This is a genomic window from Rhodococcus sp. IEGM1428 (assembly GCF_050321865.1).
In the GTDB taxonomy this organism is placed as follows: Bacteria; Actinomycetota; Actinomycetes; order Mycobacteriales; family Mycobacteriaceae; genus Rhodococcoides.
This window is the reverse complement of the sequence record NZ_JBNQFW010000004.1, coordinates 201769-218302: the sequence shown is the minus strand read 5'-3', so window position 1 is coordinate 218302 and position 16534 is coordinate 201769. Positions and strand designations below refer to the sequence as shown.

Annotated in this window: 14 protein-coding genes and 1 pseudogene; 8 read left to right on the top strand and 7 right to left on the bottom strand. The window is 64.6% G+C overall.

Annotated features, from left to right (window positions below; translation table 11 throughout):
* Window positions 1-12: 12 nt before the first annotated feature.
* From ACQR3T_RS19230 to ACQR3T_RS19220, 3 genes are read right to left on the bottom strand one after another with little or no spacing between them, the layout of a single operon-like run.
* Window positions 13-1476, bottom strand: coding sequence for an NAD-dependent succinate-semialdehyde dehydrogenase (locus ACQR3T_RS19230; protein ID WP_428694523.1), 1464 nt, complete (start codon window positions 1474-1476; stop codon window positions 13-15).
* Window positions 1473-4385 (bottom strand): FAD-binding and (Fe-S)-binding domain-containing protein, encoded by a 2913-nt coding sequence (locus ACQR3T_RS19225; protein WP_428694522.1) that lies wholly within the window; start codon window positions 4383-4385, stop codon window positions 1473-1475. Before ACQR3T_RS19225 ends, ACQR3T_RS19230 begins: the two co-directional genes overlap by 4 nt.
* Window positions 4382-5647 carry an aspartate aminotransferase family protein gene (locus tag ACQR3T_RS19220; protein WP_037151288.1) on the bottom strand — a complete coding sequence of 422 codons (1266 nt, stop codon included), beginning with the start codon at window positions 5645-5647 and terminating at the stop codon, window positions 4382-4384. Before ACQR3T_RS19220 ends, ACQR3T_RS19225 begins: the two co-directional genes overlap by 4 nt.
* Before the next feature lie 92 nt (window positions 5648-5739).
* On the opposite strand from ACQR3T_RS19220, the gene ACQR3T_RS19215 reads away from it, so the two are divergent.
* The 8 genes and pseudogenes from ACQR3T_RS19215 to ACQR3T_RS19180 all read left to right on the top strand — a co-directional run bounded on the left by ACQR3T_RS19215 (window position 5740) and on the right by ACQR3T_RS19180 (window position 13084).
* Window positions 5740-6612 carry a ribokinase gene (locus ACQR3T_RS19215; RefSeq protein WP_428694521.1) on the top strand — a complete coding sequence of 291 codons (873 nt, stop codon included), beginning with the start codon at window positions 5740-5742 and terminating at the stop codon, window positions 6610-6612.
* Window positions 6609-7076, top strand: a complete 468-nt coding sequence (locus tag ACQR3T_RS19210) for a helix-turn-helix transcriptional regulator (RefSeq protein WP_037177259.1) — start codon at window positions 6609-6611, stop codon at window positions 7074-7076. The genes ACQR3T_RS19215 and ACQR3T_RS19210 overlap by 4 nt, the downstream gene beginning before the upstream one ends.
* A 9-nt stretch (window positions 7077-7085) precedes the next feature.
* Entirely contained in the window at window positions 7086-7490 is a 405-nt protein-coding gene (locus ACQR3T_RS19205; protein ID WP_428694520.1) for a VOC family protein, read from the top strand.
* A gap of 72 nt (window positions 7491-7562) precedes the next feature.
* Window positions 7563-9680 carry a RecQ family ATP-dependent DNA helicase gene (locus ACQR3T_RS19200; protein ID WP_428694519.1) on the top strand — a complete coding sequence of 706 codons (2118 nt, stop codon included), beginning with the start codon at window positions 7563-7565 and terminating at the stop codon, window positions 9678-9680.
* Between the two features lie 103 nt (window positions 9681-9783).
* Window positions 9784-10356 (top strand): annotated as a pseudogene (ectA, locus tag ACQR3T_RS19195) (diaminobutyrate acetyltransferase); the annotation flags it as partial.
* Window positions 10357-10404: 48 nt separating this feature from the next.
* Window positions 10405-11682: a diaminobutyrate--2-oxoglutarate transaminase gene (gene ectB / locus ACQR3T_RS19190; protein ID WP_052058464.1), complete on the top strand. Its 1278-nt coding sequence runs from the start codon at window positions 10405-10407 to the stop codon at window positions 11680-11682.
* A gap of 39 nt (window positions 11683-11721) precedes the next feature.
* A complete protein-coding gene (locus ACQR3T_RS19185) occupies window positions 11722-12120 on the top strand; it encodes an ectoine synthase (RefSeq protein WP_428694518.1) in 399 nt (132 codons plus the stop codon).
* 97 nt (window positions 12121-12217) lie between these two features.
* Window positions 12218-13084, top strand: a complete 867-nt coding sequence (locus ACQR3T_RS19180) for a Sir2 family NAD-dependent protein deacetylase (RefSeq protein ID WP_032379590.1) — start codon at window positions 12218-12220, stop codon at window positions 13082-13084.
* On the opposite strand, the gene proB is transcribed toward ACQR3T_RS19180, so the two are convergent.
* The 4 genes from proB to rplU all read right to left on the bottom strand — a co-directional run bounded on the left by proB (window position 13057) and on the right by rplU (window position 16456).
* Window positions 13057-14196, bottom strand: a complete 1140-nt coding sequence (gene proB, locus ACQR3T_RS19175; RefSeq protein ID WP_176458292.1) for a glutamate 5-kinase — start codon at window positions 14194-14196, stop codon at window positions 13057-13059. The two genes, ACQR3T_RS19180 and proB, sit on opposite strands and share 28 nt — an antisense overlap.
* A 2-nt stretch (window positions 14197-14198) precedes the next feature.
* On the bottom strand, window positions 14199-15650 hold the full coding sequence (gene obgE / locus ACQR3T_RS19170; protein ID WP_032368196.1) for a GTPase ObgE: 1452 nt from the start codon (window positions 15648-15650) through the stop codon (window positions 14199-14201).
* A 171-nt stretch (window positions 15651-15821) separates the two neighbouring features.
* Window positions 15822-16085 carry a 50S ribosomal protein L27 gene (rpmA, locus tag ACQR3T_RS19165; protein WP_032379202.1) on the bottom strand — a complete coding sequence of 88 codons (264 nt, stop codon included), beginning with the start codon at window positions 16083-16085 and terminating at the stop codon, window positions 15822-15824.
* Between the two features lie 59 nt (window positions 16086-16144).
* Window positions 16145-16456 (bottom strand): 50S ribosomal protein L21, encoded by a 312-nt coding sequence (rplU, locus tag ACQR3T_RS19160; protein WP_027497555.1) that lies wholly within the window; start codon window positions 16454-16456, stop codon window positions 16145-16147.
* Between the last annotated feature and the right edge of the window lie 78 nt (window positions 16457-16534).

Genomic DNA, 16534 nt, shown 5'->3' with positions numbered 1-16534 from the left:
CGAAAGCCTCCTTCAGCCTCGGGGAATGGCAAAGTATTTGTACTCCAGGAACTCGTCGATTCCGACTTTTCCGCCCTCGCGGCCCAGCCCGGACTGTTTGACGCCACCGAACGGTGCCGCGGGGTTGGAGACCAGACCGGTGTTGAGACCGGCCATGCCCACCTCGAGCCGCTCCCCCATCCGTAGTGCCCGATCGATGTCTCGAGTGAAGACGTACCCGACCAGTCCCCATTCGGTGTCGTTCGCGAGGGCGATCACCTCGTCCTCGGTGTCGAACGGCACGATCGCCGCCACCGGCCCGAAGATTTCCTGCGACATCAGATCCGAATTCGAGTCGACGTCCGTGAGCACTGTCGGCGGGTAGAAGTAGCCGGGTCCATCCGGTGCCGCTCCCCCGACGATCGCTCGTGCGCCACGACCGAGAGCGTCGTCGACGAGTCTCTGCACCTTCGAGCGACCCGCATCGTCGATCAGCGGCCCCACCTCCGTGCCGTGTGCACTACCTGCCCCCACCGTCAACGCACCCATGCGCTCGGCGAGCTCGTCCGCGAACTGCGCTGCGACACTGCGGTGTACGAAGAATCGATTGGCTGCGGTGCAGGCCTCGCCCATGTTGCGCATCTTCGCAACCATCGCTCCGTCCACGGCGCGGCCGAGGTCCGCGTCTTCCATGACGATGAAGGGTGCGTTGCCACCGAGCTCCATCGAGGTGCGCATCACCGTCGATGCAGCTTGCTCGAGCAGGATCTTTCCCACTGCAGTCGATCCGGTGAAACTGATCTTGCGGGCCGCACCGCTGTTCATCCACGAGCCCACGACACCCGCTGCATCGGTGGTGGTCACGACATTGACGACGCCCGCCGGGACACCCGCGTCGTGCAGAATCCCGGCCAGAGCCAGCGCAGTGAGCGGAGTCTGTTCGGCCGGCTTGAACACCACGGTGCAGCCCGCCGCCAACGCGGGGCCGATCTTCCGGGTTCCCATGGCCAGCGGGAAGTTCCACGGAGTGACGAGGATGCACGGTCCCACGGGCGCACGGGTGACCACGATGCGGTTCTTACCGTCTCCGGTGAGGGTGTGATCACCCGAGATACGCACTGCTTCCTCGGAGAACCACCGGAAGAACTCCGCGCCGTACGCCACTTCACCTCGCGCGTCGGCCAGCGGCTTCCCCATTTCCGCGGTGATGATCGCGGCGAGTTCCTCCGACCGCGCCATGATCAATTCGTAAGCCTTACGGAGGATTTCACTGCGGGCACGGGGCGCAGTCGCGGCCCACTCGGCAGCAGCATCGACTGCCGAAGCCATCGCACTCTCGGCATCGGTGCTGCCACCGTCGGCCACCGTGGCAATCACGTCACCGCTGGCGGGATCGATCACATCGAACCGGGCAGCCGAGGCTGCGGCTGTCCAGACACCTCCGATGAACAGGTCGGTGGGGGTCGTCATGGGGGGTCGAGTGAGGCTGGTCGTCATTGCCGCGGTCCTTTCGTCGAACGTGGATCGAGTATTTGAGCCAGGTGCACGGACGCATCACTGGTCAGCTCACCGGTGAGTTGTCGCACCTGCATGTGGCAGCTGAATCCGTCCGTCAGAATCGGAGTGTCGGGCTCGGTGGCACGAACAGCCGGTGCGAGAGCCTGTTCGGCGACTTTCATGCTGAGCTCGTAGTGACTGCTCTCGAAGCCGAAATTGCCTGCCACTCCGCAGCATCCGGTGGCTTCCCGCACTGCCTCGACACCGACGGAGGCCAAAGCGTTGAGTTGGGTCGCGTTGCCGAACACGGCATATTCGTGGCAGTGGGTCTGGACCGTCACCGACGCAGGAACCTGCGCCGAGGGCACCCAGCCCGCCGCGGCTTGATCGATCACTGCTCCCGCGAAGCTCTGTACCCGCGCCGCAACCCTTCTCGCGGCAGCCGTCGGTACCAACTCGGGCATGTCCTTTCGGAATGCCGCGGCACAGCTCGGCTCGGTGACGACGATCGGCCGATCGGTACCGTCGTCGAGCGCAGCAACGGCTTTCGTGAGGTGCTTGCGGGCGGCCTTCAGCTGGCCCGTCGAAATCCAGGTCAGACCACAACACACGTCGGTCCGGCATTCGGTGCTGCGGCCGGAATCCTCGAGCACGCGCTGCGCCGCGCCCGCGACCTCGGGGCGAAAGCCCTGGGTGAACGTGTCGACGACCAACACCACGTCGGCGGCGCGGCCTCCGCCCATCCGTATTTCGTGAGCCAGTTCCTTCGCCGACGCGAAGCGCGGCAACGGCCGCTCGGTGGTCAGCCCACCGAGTCGAGCCGCCAGTGCCGCGACGCGCGGGGTGAGCAGACGGTTGAGCAGTGGTGCCGTTCGCTGCGTCACCTTCAGCCAGCGGGGCAACCATCCCAGCGAGTAGTGCGAGAGCGGTCGCAACCGACCCGCATAGTGATGATCGAGAAACTCCGATTTGTACGTCGCCATGTCCACCCCGACCGGGCAGTCCGAGGAACAGGCCTTGCACGACAAGCACAGGTCCAACGACTCTGCCACGTCCTTCGAGGCCCACCCGTCAGCAACGGTCGGCGAGCTACGCACCATCTCCTGCAGCACCCGGGCGCGGCCACGAGTGGAATCCTTCTCGTCGCCCGTCGCGCGGAAGCTCGGGCACATGACGCCTCCGGAGGTGGTGCGGCACTTACCGACACCGACACACGATTGGGTGGCGTGAACGAAAGGATCCAGATCCTCGCGCGTTCCGATCTGGTGCAGATCGAACGTTGTCTTCCACTCTCGTTGCGGAATACCCTGCAGCATCAGGTTGTCCATCATCGGCTCGGGCTCGGTGATCGATCCCGGGTTGAGAATGCCGCCGGGGTCCCAGATGCGCTTGAATCGCGCGAACGCGTCGAGCATGCGCGGCGAGTACATCACCGGCAGTAGTTCCGAGCGTGCCCGGCCGTCTCCGTGTTCGCCCGACAGGCTGCCGCCGTGCTTGACGACGACCCGCGCTGCGGCGCGCAGGAAGTCGTACATCACCCGTCGGCCGGCGTCGGTGCGTTGATCGAACGTGATGCGCACGTGCATGCAGCCGGCACCGAAGTGGCCGTACATCACTCCGGTCAGTTCGTGCTCGGCCAGTAGCGAATTCAGGTCGGCGAGATACGCCGACAGGTTTTCCGGTGCCACGGCGGCGTCCTCCCACCCGCCCCAGGACTCGACTCCACTGGCCATCCGCGTGGCCAGGCCCGCGCCGTCTTCACGTACCCGCCACAGCGCTGTTCGATCGGCCGGGTCGGTGACGATGCGACCTTCCTTCAACCGTCCGAGCCGGCCGAGCTCCCCGAGCAGCCTTGCCGCTTTGTCCTCGACCTCGGCCGCGTCGGCCCCGTCGAGGTCGACGTACAGCCAGGCATTTCCTGCCGGCAAGCCGCGCACGGAGTCCGGCCCACGCCGGTACTCCATCGTCCGCACGATGTTGTCGTCGATCCCCTCCACCGCGGCCGGCGAAAATTCCAGAATCGCCATGACGTCGGCTGCAGCTGCGACCACGTCCTGGTAGCCGAGGCAGAGCAGCAAGGCGGCAGGCGGTACGGGCACGACCGTGACGGTGACCGAGACGATCACTGCACAGGTGCCTTCGCTGCCGACCAAGGCACGCGCGACGTCGAACCCGTTCTCGGGCAGCAGATGCGACAGATGCAATCCGGACACCTGTCGCGGAATGCGGCCCAGCTCGACCCTGAACAGCGCCAGATTATCGGCCGCAAGTGTGCGCAACTCGTGCGAAATACGTTCGGCCGCAATGCTTGCTGCCGCATCTTCGGCATGCACGGCCGACACGCCACTACGGGTGACCCGCAGTAGATGCCCCTCGGCTGTCACCACGTCCATCGCCACCGTGTGGTCCGAGGTGCGACCGTAGCGAACCGAGTGGTTACCGCATGCGTCGTTACCGACTGCACCGCCCACCGTGGCGCGTGTTTTGCTGGACGGGTCGGGGGCGAACGTGAAGGCCCCCGACGTGCGTGCCACCAGTTCACGCTGCAACTCCGAAATCACGATGCCCGGTTCCACGACGGCGGTGCGCGAATCCGTGTCGACCGAGATCACCCGATTCATGTGACGAGAGAAGTCGAGCACGATTCCGCGGCCGATGGCGTTGCCCGCCATCGACGTTCCGCCGCCGCGGCCGACAACAGCGACTCCGGCCGCGGTGCACAGCGACACCACGGTGGACACGTCGTCGGCACTGCGCGGGAACACGACCGCTGCAGGCGGAATTCGGTAGTTCGAGGCGTCGTAGGAATACTCGGCCACGCGCCGAGACGAGTCGTCGATATCGATCCCCGTCTCCCGCACTCGATGCACGAGTGCGGGGACATCGGATCGGACGGGCGCAGACGTCACAGTACGTTCTTCAGCGTTCGCGACAGCGCGTCGATGCCCTGCCGCATCTCGTCATCGTTCACGATCAGCGCGGGAATGATCCGGACCACGTTGCCGAGCGCCCCGCACGTGAGCAGCAACAGCCCTTCGTCGATCGCGCCCTGCTGTACGCGGAGGGCGGCGGCAGCATCGGGATTGCCTGCACTGTCGACGAATTCGAGCGCCTGCATCAGTCCGAGTCCACGTGCATCACCGATGGCCGAGTGCTCTGCCTTCAGTGCGAGCAGGCCGTCGAGCAGAACCTTGCCCTGGACGGCTGCATTGGCGACAAGACCCTCGTCGCGCACGACATCGAGGGTGGCGACGCCGGCAGCGGCGGCGACGGCATTGCCGCCGTAGGTTCCGCCCTGAGAACCCGGCCATGCCTTGCTCATCAGCTCGGTCGATGCCGCGATGGCAGAGATCGGAAATCCGCTGGCGAGCCCTTTCGCGGTGATGACGATGTCCGGTGTGATCGACGAGTGCTGGTGCCCCCAGAACTTTCCGGTACGCCCGACACCTGCTTGCACCTCGTCGACGATCAGGACGATGCCGTGCGTGTCGGCGCGTTCCCGCAGCCCTTCGAGAAATTCGGGCGGCGTGGGCAGGTATCCACCGTCACCGAGAACCGGTTCGATGATGAACGCGGCGGTGTCGGCGGGGCTCGACATCGTCATCAGCAGGTAGTCGAGTTCCTTCAGCGCGAAGGCGACCGCGGTGTCCATGTCCCAGCCGTACCGGAACGCGTACGGGAACGGTGCGATGTGCACTCCCCCCATGATCGGCGAGAAGCCGGAGCGAAATTTGGTTCCAGCGGTGGTCAACGATGCGGCCGCTACCGTGCGTCCGTGAAATCCTCCGTGGAAGGCGATGATGTTGGGTCGCCCGGTTGCCATGCGTGCCAATCGAATCGACGCCTCGACGGCCTCGGAGCCGGAGTTGGCGTAGAACACGCTGTCGAGCCCGGCCGGCAGTACCTCGCCGAGCTTGTCGGTCAACTCCAGTAGCGGTTGGTGCATGACGGTCGTGTACTGCGCGTGGATGATCTTGCCCACCTGCTCGCGCGCGGCCTCGACCACGCGCGGATGGCAGTGCCCGGTACTGGTGACACCGATTCCAGTGGTGAAGTCGAGGTACTTGCGCCCGTCCGTACCGATGATCCAGCTGCCCTTTCCGTGATCGACGACGATCGGGGTCGCCTGCTTGAGTGCCGGGCTGAGGTGGGTACGAGTCGACGCTGTCATGACTGCCATCGTCACTCAAGCGTTTCCGATTGTCAACAATCTGCAATTGGCATTTCCATCGAGTCGGGCTCGTGGAGAGATACAGTTCGTTCGTGTCCGCCTCGAACCCCCGCATCGTCGTTCTCGGCAGCATCAACATGGATCTGATCACCCGCACGCCTTCCCTGCCCGATCCGGGCGAAACCGTGATGGGGACGTCCTTCACCACCACCCCGGGCGGTAAAGGTGCCAATCAGGCCATTGCTGCTGCGAAAGCCGGATCGTCGGTCGCCTTCCTCGGAGCCGTCGGAGACGACGAATTCGGAGTAACGCTGCGCCACACGCTCACGGCCGCAGGCATCGACGACACTGCAGTGCGTACCGCTGCTGGTTCGAGTGGGATCGCCACCATCACCGTCGACGACCGTGCCGAGAACAGCATCGTCGTCGTCCCCGGCGCCAACGGCACCGTCCGCGATCTCACCGACGACGACCGCACCGTCATCGCAGACGCCGATATCCTCTTGTGCCAGTTGGAGATTCCCATCGATACCGTGGTCGCCGCATTCGAGTTCGCGCATTCTCGCGGTGTGATCACGATGCTCAATCCTTCACCGGTACAGGACTTACCCGACGCCCTCATTGCAGCCACCGACGTCCTCGTGGTCAACGAGGCCGAGGAAGCTCGCATCGGACACCGAGCGGACGAGGTGGAACAAGTGGTGACCACCCTGGGGGCCAAGGGTGCCCGGTACCGCGGATCCGAATCGTTCGAGGTGTCGGCACCACGAATCGAGGCAGTCGACACCACCGGTGCCGGAGATGCGTTCGCCGGGGCGCTCGCTGCATCGTGGTCCGCCGGACCACGCGTGGCAGTCGAATGGGCAACCACTGCAGGTTCTTTCGCCGCCACGAGACCCGGGGCGAGCGCTTCCTCGGGAACCCGGACCGAGATAGACGCACTTCGCGATGCGGCCGCTCGATGAACGCTCCGGACGTGAACGAACTCCGACTGTTGCGTCGCGCACGTGATCGGATGGACCGCGACTTCGCCGAACCTCTCGACGTGCCGACCCTCGCCCGCACGGCACTGATGTCCACCGCGCACTTCAGCCGCCGCTTCCGCGAGGCATACGGGGAGACGCCGTACGCCCATCTGATGACCCGAAGAATCGAGCGCGCCAAGGCCCTGCTGCGCCGGGGAGATATGACCGTCACCGAAGCATGCTTCGCGGTGGGCTGCACCAGCCTCGGTTCCTTCAGTTCACGGTTCACCGAGATCGTCGGCGAGACGCCCAGCGCATATCGCGCCCGTGATCACCGCGACAGCCGAGCGGTACCGAGTTGCCGAGCCATGGTTCTCGGTCGGCCGATGCGTGGCACCGCTGCAGCCGACACCGCCACCGAACCGAGCAGAATCGGAGAAGCAACGACGACCGGGGCGTTCTAGCCTTGCCTCATGACACTCTCACTGAGCCACGTACACATCTACACCGACGACCCCGATGCCTCCTTGGCCTTCTATCGCGACGCCCTCGGACTCGAGGTGAAGAGCGAGGTCGCCAACGACGGCTATCGCTGGATCACGTTGTCTCCCAGCGATCAACCCGAGATCGAGATCGTGTTGTCGCAGCCGCACGCGGGCCGCTCGCAGGAGCTCGGCGATCAGATCGCGGCTCTGCTCGCCAAGGGCGAGATGCCGGGCTTGCTCTTCCGCGCCGATGACCTCGACGGAGCGTTCGAAAAGATCCGATCGGCAGGTACCGCCGAGATTCTGCAGGAACCGACGAGTCAGCCGTGGGGTGCGCGCGACGCAGCCTTCCGCGATCCGGCCGGAAACATGGTGCGCGTCAGCCAAGCCTGACTGGAGCTTGCGGAACGAACGAGGAGTACGCAGCACGGTCCCTTGTCGTACCGATGCTGCACGATGGACGGTATGACGACAGCGACGCACGCGACCGTGGGCAACTTGCGCGATGACGCCGAGAGGTTGTTGCGCGAGCTCGCCGGCCCCGACGCTGTACTGCGGGACGACCAGTGGACGGCGATCGAGGCCCTGGTGGTCCACCGTCGACGTGCTCTGGTGGTGCAGCGAACAGGCTGGGGAAAGTCTGCCGTGTACTTCATCGCCGCGAAGCTTCTACGCGCTCAGGGCCTGGGTCCTACGGTCATCGTCTCCCCCTTGTTGGCGCTGATGCGTAATCAGGTGGCCTCCGCCGAGCGCGCAGGCGTTCGGGCAGCCACGATCAACTCGGGGAACATGACCGAATGGGACGACATTCACCAGCAGGTCAACTCCGGTGAGCTCGATGTGTTGCTGGTCAGTCCCGAGCGTTTGAACAACCCCGATTTCCGCGATCAGGTGCTGCCGTCCCTGGCCGGGGACGCCGGCCTGGTTGTGGTCGACGAGGCGCACTGCGTCTCGGATTGGGGCCACGATTTCAGGCCGGACTACCGGCGTATCCGCACCCTGATCGCCGAGCTGCGCGACGGTATACCCGTACTCGCGACCACCGCAACGGCCAACGACCGCGTGGTGGACGACGTTGCTGCACAGCTGGGTGTCGGCGGTGGCGACACGCTCGTACTGCGCGGCGGGCTCGCGCGCGATTCGCTGCGCATGGCGGTGGTGAAGATCGACAACGCCACCGAGCGGGCCGCCTGGCTCGGCGATCACCTGAAGACTCTGCCCGGGTCCGGAATCATCTACACCCTGACGGTGTCGGCGGCCAAGGACCTCGCGGCCCTGCTGACCGATCAGGGCCACGTCGTTGCGTCGTACACCGGTCAAACGGACCCCACGGAGCGCGAATCGCTCGAAGGTGATCTGCTCGCCAACCGCGTCAAGGCACTCGTCGCCACGTCCGCGCTCGGCATGGGGTTCGACAAGCCCGATCTCGGTTTCGTGGTGCACATGGGGGCTCCATCGTCTCCGATTTCGTACTACCAGCAGGTCGGCCGTGCCGGGCGCGCCACGGAACGAGCCGACGTGGTGCTGCTTCCCGGCCACGAGGATCGGCAGATCTGGAGCTACTTCGCCTCGGTCGCCTTCCCCCGCGAACATCTGGTGCGGCAGGTCATAGAGGCCTTGAACACCGAGAAGGCTCAGTCGACGCAGGCACTGGAGCCGCTGGTCGAGCTGAACCGCAGCAGGCTCGAGATGGTCCTCAAGGTCCTCGACGTCGACGGAGCGGTCAGACGCGTTCGTGGCGGCTGGATGGCCACCGGGGAGCAGTGGACCTACGACGCGGACCGTTACGAGCGCCTCGAACAAGCGAGGAACCGCGAACAGCAGGCGATGCTCGACTACCAGAGCACCGACGGGTGCCGGATGGAGTTTCTGCGTCGGCAGCTCGACGATCCCGACCTCGGCGCACCGGGCAGCGAGTCCGATCGCTGCGGACGGTGTGACAACTGCACGGGTGAGCACCTGTCCGCTTTCGTCGACGCGGCCTCGGTCGATTCGGCAAGAGCACGGCTGGATCGGCCAGGCATCGACCTGCAGCCGAGAAAGCAGTGGCCGAGCGGCATGAAGAAGCTGGGTGTATCCCTCTCGGGCAAGATCGCCGATCCACACGAGCCGGGACGTGTGTTGGGTCGCTTGACCGACCTGGGTTGGGGCAGCCGCTTGCGGGCTCTGCTGGACGCGCCCGATGCCCCTGCCACCGATGCTCTCGAGAAAGCCTGCATCACAGTGCTGGCCAATTGGGACTGGAAACAGCGGCCCGCTGCCGTTCTCGCCCTCGACTCCCCCACCCACCCGCTGCTGGTGCGGTCGATCGCCGCGCGATTGGCAGCGGTCGGCAAGTTGCAGGATCTGGGGATGATGCAGGTCAGGCCCGGTCACCCGCCGGTATCGGCCGCCAATTCGGCGTTTCGGGTAGCCGGGCTGGTGGACTCGTGGGAGGTTCCGGACGTATCGTCCGTGCCAGGGCCGATTCTGTTGATCGATCTACTGACCGACACCGGGTGGACGTTCACCTGTGCCACGTCTGCTCTGACGTCAGCGGGTGCTTCGGCGGTGTTGCCGTTCGCGCTCGCAACACCGAAATGAAGATTTTCGGCAGACCGGGGTTTATACCGCGCATTTCTGGGTAACGCCTGCCGGGCACCGATCGTGTGAGCACCATCACATTCGGCGGTTAACCTGGGGAAGCATGTCCGTTTCCGGGGTCGATTTCCCGGCGCAGTCGATATGCCAGGGCAACGTTGTTACGTTTGTATTTCCTATGAAGCCCGCATTGCTGAGAGGTACCCCGCTCACTGCGCCGGACGCAGTGAAGTTTCGTAAGCCACAGATCTCCGACGGAGTCCGGCTCTGGGAGATCGCAAGAGATTCGCGAGTTCTGGATCTCAATTCCAGCTACTCGTACGTGTTGTGGTGCCGTGATTTCGCGGCCACCACCGTCGTATCCGATATCGACGGCCGCGCAGTCGGTTTCGTCACCGGATACATCCGCCAGGACGCCCCGCGCACACTGTTCGTGTGGCAGGTCGCCGTGGATGCGGACCAGCGTGGCAAGGGACTTGCCGGTCGCATGCTGATGGAGCTGCTCGACCGCCTCGAACCACAGGGCATCACGCATCTGGAAACGACGATCAGCCCGGACAACGAAGCGTCCATCGCAACCTTCACGAGCCTCGCACGTAAGCGAGGCACCGACATCGTCAGGTCGGATTTGTTCGCGCCCAACGATTTCCCTGATAGCCACGAAGCCGAAGAGCTCTACACAGTAGGCCCCGACGCATCGCGGAATTACGAAAGGAACAAGCAGAACATGACCGAAAAGAACACAGTGACAACAGAGAAGCCCGATGTATTCGAGACCGTCGAGTCCGGCGTGCGTAGCTACAGTCGCCAGTGGCCCGCCGTGTTCACCACCGCGAAGAACTCGGTCATCACCGACGAGAACGGTAACGACTACCTCGATTTCTTCGGTGGCGCAGGCGCACTCAACTACGGCCACAACAACGACATGATCAAGAGCGCGTTGGTGGACTACATCACCAGCGATGGCATCACCCACGGACTCGACATGTCCACCGTCGCCAAGCGTGAGTTCCTCGAGTCGTTCAAGAAGAACATCCTCGACCCCCGCGGCTTGGACTACAAGGTTCAGTTCCCCGGCCCGACGGGCACCAACACCGTCGAGGCAGCGCTCAAGCTCGCTCGCAAGGTCACCGGCCGCGAGGCGATCATCAACTTCACCAACGCATTCCACGGCATGACACTCGGCGCGTTGTCGGTCACCGGCAACTCGATGAAGCGAGCTGGCGCCGGAATTCCATTGGTGCACACCACTCCGATGCCGTACGACAACTACTTCGGCGGCGTCACCGAGGACTTCCAGTGGTTCGAGCGCGTTCTCGACGACTCGGGCAGTGGATTCAACCGTCCGGCCGCGGTCATCGTGGAGACCATTCAGGGCGAGGGCGGCATCAACGTCGCACGTCCGGAGTGGTTGCGCGCGTTGGCCGAACTGTGCTCGCGACGCGAGATTCTGCTGATTGTCGACGACGTGCAGATGGGCTGCGGCCGCACCGGCCAGTTCTTCTCGTTCGAGGAAGCCGGCATCACCCCGGACATCGTCACCCTGTCGAAGTCCATCGGCGGCTACGGCATGCCGCTGGCGCTGACACTGTTCAAGCCCGAGCTGGACGTCTGGGCACCGGGTGAGCACAACGGCACCTTCCGCGGCTTCAACCCGTCGTTCGTCACGGCCAAGGCAGCCATCGACCACTACTGGTCCGACGACAAGTTCGAGAAGGAAACCCTCGCCAAGGGCGAGCACATCCAGGATCGGTTCATCAAGCTGTGCGCCAAGTTCGACGGCATCTCGACCCGCGGTCGCGGCATGGTTCAGGCCTTGGTGTTCGACGACGCCGAGTTGGCCGGCAAGGTGTCTCAGCTCTGCTACGACGAGCGTCTGCTCGTCGAGACCGCAGGCCCCAAGGACGAGGTCGTCAAGCTTCTTCCCCCGTTGACCACAACGATCGACGAGCTCGATCGTGGCCTGGACATCATCGAAAGTGCAGTGGCAAAGGTCCTCTCCTAGAGACCCGTTCACCACACCGATATCGAAGGAGGACATCGTATGATCGTTCGCACCACACAAGAGATCACCGGCACCGACCGTGACATCTCGAGTGAAGACGGCAACTGGCGCAGCAAGAGAATCATTCTCGGCGGCGACAAGGTCGGATTCTCGTTCCACGAGACCACGATCCAAGCCGGCACGGTGAACAACTTCCACTACGCCAACCACGTCGAGGCCGTTTGGCTGATCGAAGGCGAAGGAACGCTCACCGACCGCGAGACCGGAGAGACCTACGAGCTCGGTGCAGGATCGATGTACCTGCTCAACGGAAACGAGCGCCACACGGTCGAGCCGCGTACCCAGATGCGCATGCTGTGCGTGTTCAATCCTCCCGTCGTCGGCAACGAGACCCACGACGAGAACGGCGTGTACCCACTCGTCGAGGTACCTGCGTAACCCTCACTCGTACATCGGCCCGCACCGACGCACCCGCGTCCGTGCGGGCCGTTCGTGTCGGTAGCCCATAGTGCGATCGGTCGCTACCCTGGACGAAGTGAATGCACCCACCGCGTCCGCGACTACGTACGAGCAACTCACCTCGCTGCTCGACGGCCGGACGATCACCGTCGTCAGCGGTGCGGGCATGTCCACCGACTCGGGTATTCCCGACTATCGCGGCCCGCAGTCGCCGCCCCGCAACCCGATGACGTTCCAGCAGTTCATCGGCGACGCCGAGTTCCGTCGTCACTACTGGGCCCGCAACCACGTCGGATGGCGGCACATGGACGCTGCAATGCCCAACGACGGACACCGAGCGCTCGCCCGGCTCGAACGTGCAGGCGTCGTCACCGGAATCATCACCCAGAACGTCGACATGTTGCACACCAAGGCCGGCAGCCGGAACGTCATCGACCTGCACGGCGTCTACGCCCGGGTGCGCTGTCTGAACTGCGAGCGGTTGATCTCGCGGTTCGAGTTGGCCCGAAGGCTCGATCGCGCCAATCCCGGCTTTCTCGAATCCGTCGCACCTGCGGACGGTGTCGAGATCGCTCCCGACGCCGACGCCATCATCTCCTCGACCGCACACTTCCGGATGGTCGATTGCGAAACATGTTCCGGCATACTCAAACCCGACATCGTCTACTTCGGCGAAAGCGTACCGAAGCCGCGCGTTGCCGAGGCCTACGATCTGGTGGACCGGAGTGATGCACTGCTGGTGCTCGGCTCCTCTCTGACCGTCATGTCCGGCCTACGTTTCGTCCGGCACGCGTCCAAGACCGGAAAGCCGATCGTCATCGTCAATCGCGGGACCACTCGGGGCGACGAATTCGCCTCTCTCACAGTGCATGCGGGGTGCTCCGAGACCGCGACGGCGCTGGCCGACACACTCGATCAGGCGGGAACCAGATCGTCGGCGTGAACCACCGGCCGCTGTAGCTCCGCGGCCAACTCCCCCGTCGACCGGCCGAGCATTCCGGCCAGCTCTCCCGAGTCGTATGCGACGACCCCGCGGGCCACCAATGTGCCGTCCGGGTCCATCAGTGAGACCACATCTCCACCGTGAAAGGCACCCGTCACCGACGTGACCCCAGCGGACAGCAACGACCGTCGACGCTCCACGACCGCTCGCACGGCCCCAGCGTCCAGGTGCAGTTCGCCGGCTGCATCGGCGGCATGCCGCACCCAGAACTTGCGAGCGGACAACCGTGTCGGCCGAGCTGCGAATGCGGTACCCACCTCGGACGTCGTCAGAGCCTGGGCAGCGTCGGACGCCGCGGCCAACAGCACGGGCACACCTGCGTCGGCCGCCAGGCGGGCAGCGGACAGCTTGGAGGCCATTCCGCCGGTACCGAGCGCTCCCCCGGACCCTGCGACCACACCGTCCAGATCTTCCGGGCTCGAGACGTCCGGAATCAACGTGGCGGAACCCTTGCGGGGATCGCCGTCGTACAACCCGTCGACATCCGAGAGCAGGAACAGTGCGTCCGCACCGACGAGATGGGCCACCAGAGCTGCGAGGCGATCGTTGTCGCCGAAGCGAATCTCCGCGGTGGCGACGGTGTCGTTCTCGTTGACGATGGCGACCGCACCGAGCGAGCGAAGTCGATCCAACGTGCGCTGCGCATTGCGGTGATTGGTTCGACGCGCGATGTCCTCGGCTGTCAACAACACCTGCCCCACCGTGCGGCCGTACCGATGGAACGACGAACTCCAGGCGTTGACCAGAGCAAGCTGTCCTACGCTCGCCGCGGCCTGCTTCGTTGCGAGATCGCGCGGGCGTCTGGTGAGGCCGAGCGGTGCCATGCCTGCACCGATCGCGCCGGAGGAGACGACCACCACGTCGGTGCCGCTACGCATCCGCGACTCGATGGCATCGGCGAGCAGATCGAGTCGGCCCAGATCGAGACCGGTGTCGAGACTGGTGAGCGCCGAGGATCCGATCTTGACCACGATGCGCTTGGCGTCGGCAATCGTGCGACGGGTATCGGTGAGAGCCGTTACGGGCGAATCGGATTCACGCACCGACACCACGTCTACTCCTGTTCGGTATCGAGCCCGCGGCGTACCTGGCGGGCATGCTTACGTTCGGATGCGCCGATGCGCTCGACCTGATCGAGTCGAGCATCGGTGCCGCGGCCGGTCATGGTGATCTCGACACCGGCCGGTGTCTGCGGCTCCCAGTCGAACGAGACGTCGCCGATGGTGACCGAGGCACCCGGTTGAGCACCGGCCTTGATCAACGCGTCCTCGACGCCGAGGCGCGCGAGCCGGTCCGCGAGGTAGCCGACGGCCTCGTCGTTGGTGAACTGCGTCTGGCGAACCCACCGCTCGGGGCGCGTACCCCGAACGATGAAGCCGTCCGGGATGTCCGGATCCTTGACGACCTTGAAGCTGTCGTCGTTTCGAGCGACGGGGCGCAGCACCTGACGCCGCGGCTCGGGGGCCGGGTGAGCTGTGCGGTAGTCCTCGACGAGCTTCGCCAGCGCGAACGTCAGCGGCTTGAGGCCGGCGCGCGTCACCGCCGAGATGGTGAACACCGGCCAGCCGCGGGACTCGAACTCGGCGGTCACCATCTCCGCGAGCTCGGCACCCTCGGGAATGTCCGCCTTGTTCAGTACGACGATGCGCGGTCGGTCGGCGAGGTCGCCGAGGCTGGCATCGCCGGACAGTGCCGGCTTGTATGCCGCCAACTCGGCTTCGAGGGCGTCGACGTCGGAGATCGGGTCGCGGCCCGGATCCAGTGTCGCGCAGTCGACTACGTGTGCGAGCACAGCGCAACGCTCGAGGTGCCGCAGGAAGTCGAGCCCGAGACCGCGGCCCTGACTCGCTCCGGGGATCAGCCCGGGTACGTCGGCGACGGTGAACGTGGTGTCTCCGCTGGAGACCACTCCGAGATTCGGTACCAGTGTGGTGAAGGGGTAGTCGGCGATCTTCGGCTTCGCTGCGGAGAGCACCGAGACCAGCGACGACTTGCCGGCCGACGGGAAACCGACGAGACCGACATCGGCGACGGACTTCAGCTCGAGCACCAGCTCGCGCTCGATGCCTTCTTCGCCGAGCAGCGCGAAGCCGGGTGCTCGACGAGCCTTGGACGCGAGTGCAGCGTTGCCGAGGCCACCACGTCCGCCCGGTGCGGCGTCGAAACGCGTTCCCTCACCGATCATGTCGGCGAGGACGTTGCCCTTCTTGTCGAGAACGACAGTGCCGTCGGGGACCTTGAGAATCAGGTCCTCGCCGTTGGCACCCTCTCGGTTGCCACCCATGCCCTGAGTTCCGTTGCCCGCCTTGGCATGGCTGGAGAAGTGGAAGTCGAGCAGAGTGTGAACGTTGCTGTCGACGACGAAGATGACACCGCCACCCTGCCCGCCGTTTCCACCGTCCGGGCCACCGAGAGGCTTGAACTTTTCGCGGTGAACCGAAGAGCAGCCGTTGCCACCTTTGCCGGCGCTGACGTGCAGCACCACGCGGTCGATGAATCGTGACATAGCTGTCTTCGATCCTTTCTGAGAAAAAGCGGGAGAAAAAAGCGATAGGGGCGGACCGGTCTCGTGACCCTGGTCCGCCCCTATCGGGAGCTGTGAACGTACGCCGTGAATACTCGATCGAGCAGTTGCTGCTCGAGTCGATCATCTACGAGCGCGAGCGCTGCAGAAGGACTAGGCCTCTACAGCGACCGGAACGATGTTCACGGTCTTGCGTCCGCGCTTGGCACCGAATTCGACTGCGCCGGGAGCGAGCGCGAACAAGGTGTCGTCGCCGCCACGACCGACGTTGACGCCGGGGTGGAAGTGCGTGCCGCGCTGGCGGACCAGGATCTCGCCTGCGCCTACGGTCTGGCCGCCGAAACGCTTGACGCCGAGGCGCTGTGCATTCGAGTCGCGACCGTTACGGGAGCTTGATGCACCCTTCTTATGTGCCATGTTGCATACCCTCCTCGGGGTGAATCAGCTGAAAAGAACTCGGGTCCGGTGAGACCTGGTTACTTGATGCCGGTGACCTTGAGGACAGTCAGCTTCTGCCTGTGTCCCTGACGCTTGTGGTATCCGGTCTTGTTCTTGAACTTGTGGATGCGGATCTTCGGGCCCTTGGTGTGCTCGACGATCTCACTGGCGACCGAGATCTTCGCCAGCTTGTCTGCATCTGTGGTCAGGTCGGATCCGTCTACGACGAGGACCGGAGCAAGCGAGACAGCAGTGCCGGGCGCTCCCTCGATCTTCTCGACCTTGACGAGGTCACCAACAGCGACCTTGTACTGCTTTCCGCCGGTCTTGACGATCGCGTACGTTGCCATCGGAGGGCTACCCCTTGCTTCTTCGAACTTGCTCGCGTTGCACATGGCAACACGACTGGTCTGGTAAAACGTGTTTGC

Coding starts and splice junctions, on each gene's coding strand:
- ACQR3T_RS19205 (WP_428694520.1), top strand. CDS start 7,086: ATGACACTCTCACTGAGCCACGTACACATCTACACCGACGACCCCGAT.
- ACQR3T_RS19185 (WP_428694518.1), top strand. CDS start 11,722: ATGATCGTTCGCACCACACAAGAGATCACCGGCACCGACCGTGACATC.
- obgE (WP_032368196.1), bottom strand. CDS start 15,650: ATGTCACGATTCATCGACCGCGTGGTGCTGCACGTCAGCGCCGGCAAA.
- ectB (WP_052058464.1), top strand. CDS start 10,405: ATGACCGAAAAGAACACAGTGACAACAGAGAAGCCCGATGTATTCGAG.
- rplU (WP_027497555.1), bottom strand. CDS start 16,456: ATGGCAACGTACGCGATCGTCAAGACCGGCGGAAAGCAGTACAAGGTC.
- rpmA (WP_032379202.1), bottom strand. CDS start 16,085: ATGGCACATAAGAAGGGTGCATCAAGCTCCCGTAACGGTCGCGACTCG.
- ACQR3T_RS19210 (WP_037177259.1), top strand. CDS start 6,609: ATGAACGCTCCGGACGTGAACGAACTCCGACTGTTGCGTCGCGCACGT.
- ACQR3T_RS19220 (WP_037151288.1), bottom strand. CDS start 5,647: ATGACAGCGTCGACTCGTACCCACCTCAGCCCGGCACTCAAGCAGGCG.
- ACQR3T_RS19200 (WP_428694519.1), top strand. CDS start 7,563: ATGACGACAGCGACGCACGCGACCGTGGGCAACTTGCGCGATGACGCC.
- ACQR3T_RS19230 (WP_428694523.1), bottom strand. CDS start 1,476: ATGACGACCAGCCTCACTCGACCCCCCATGACGACCCCCACCGACCTG.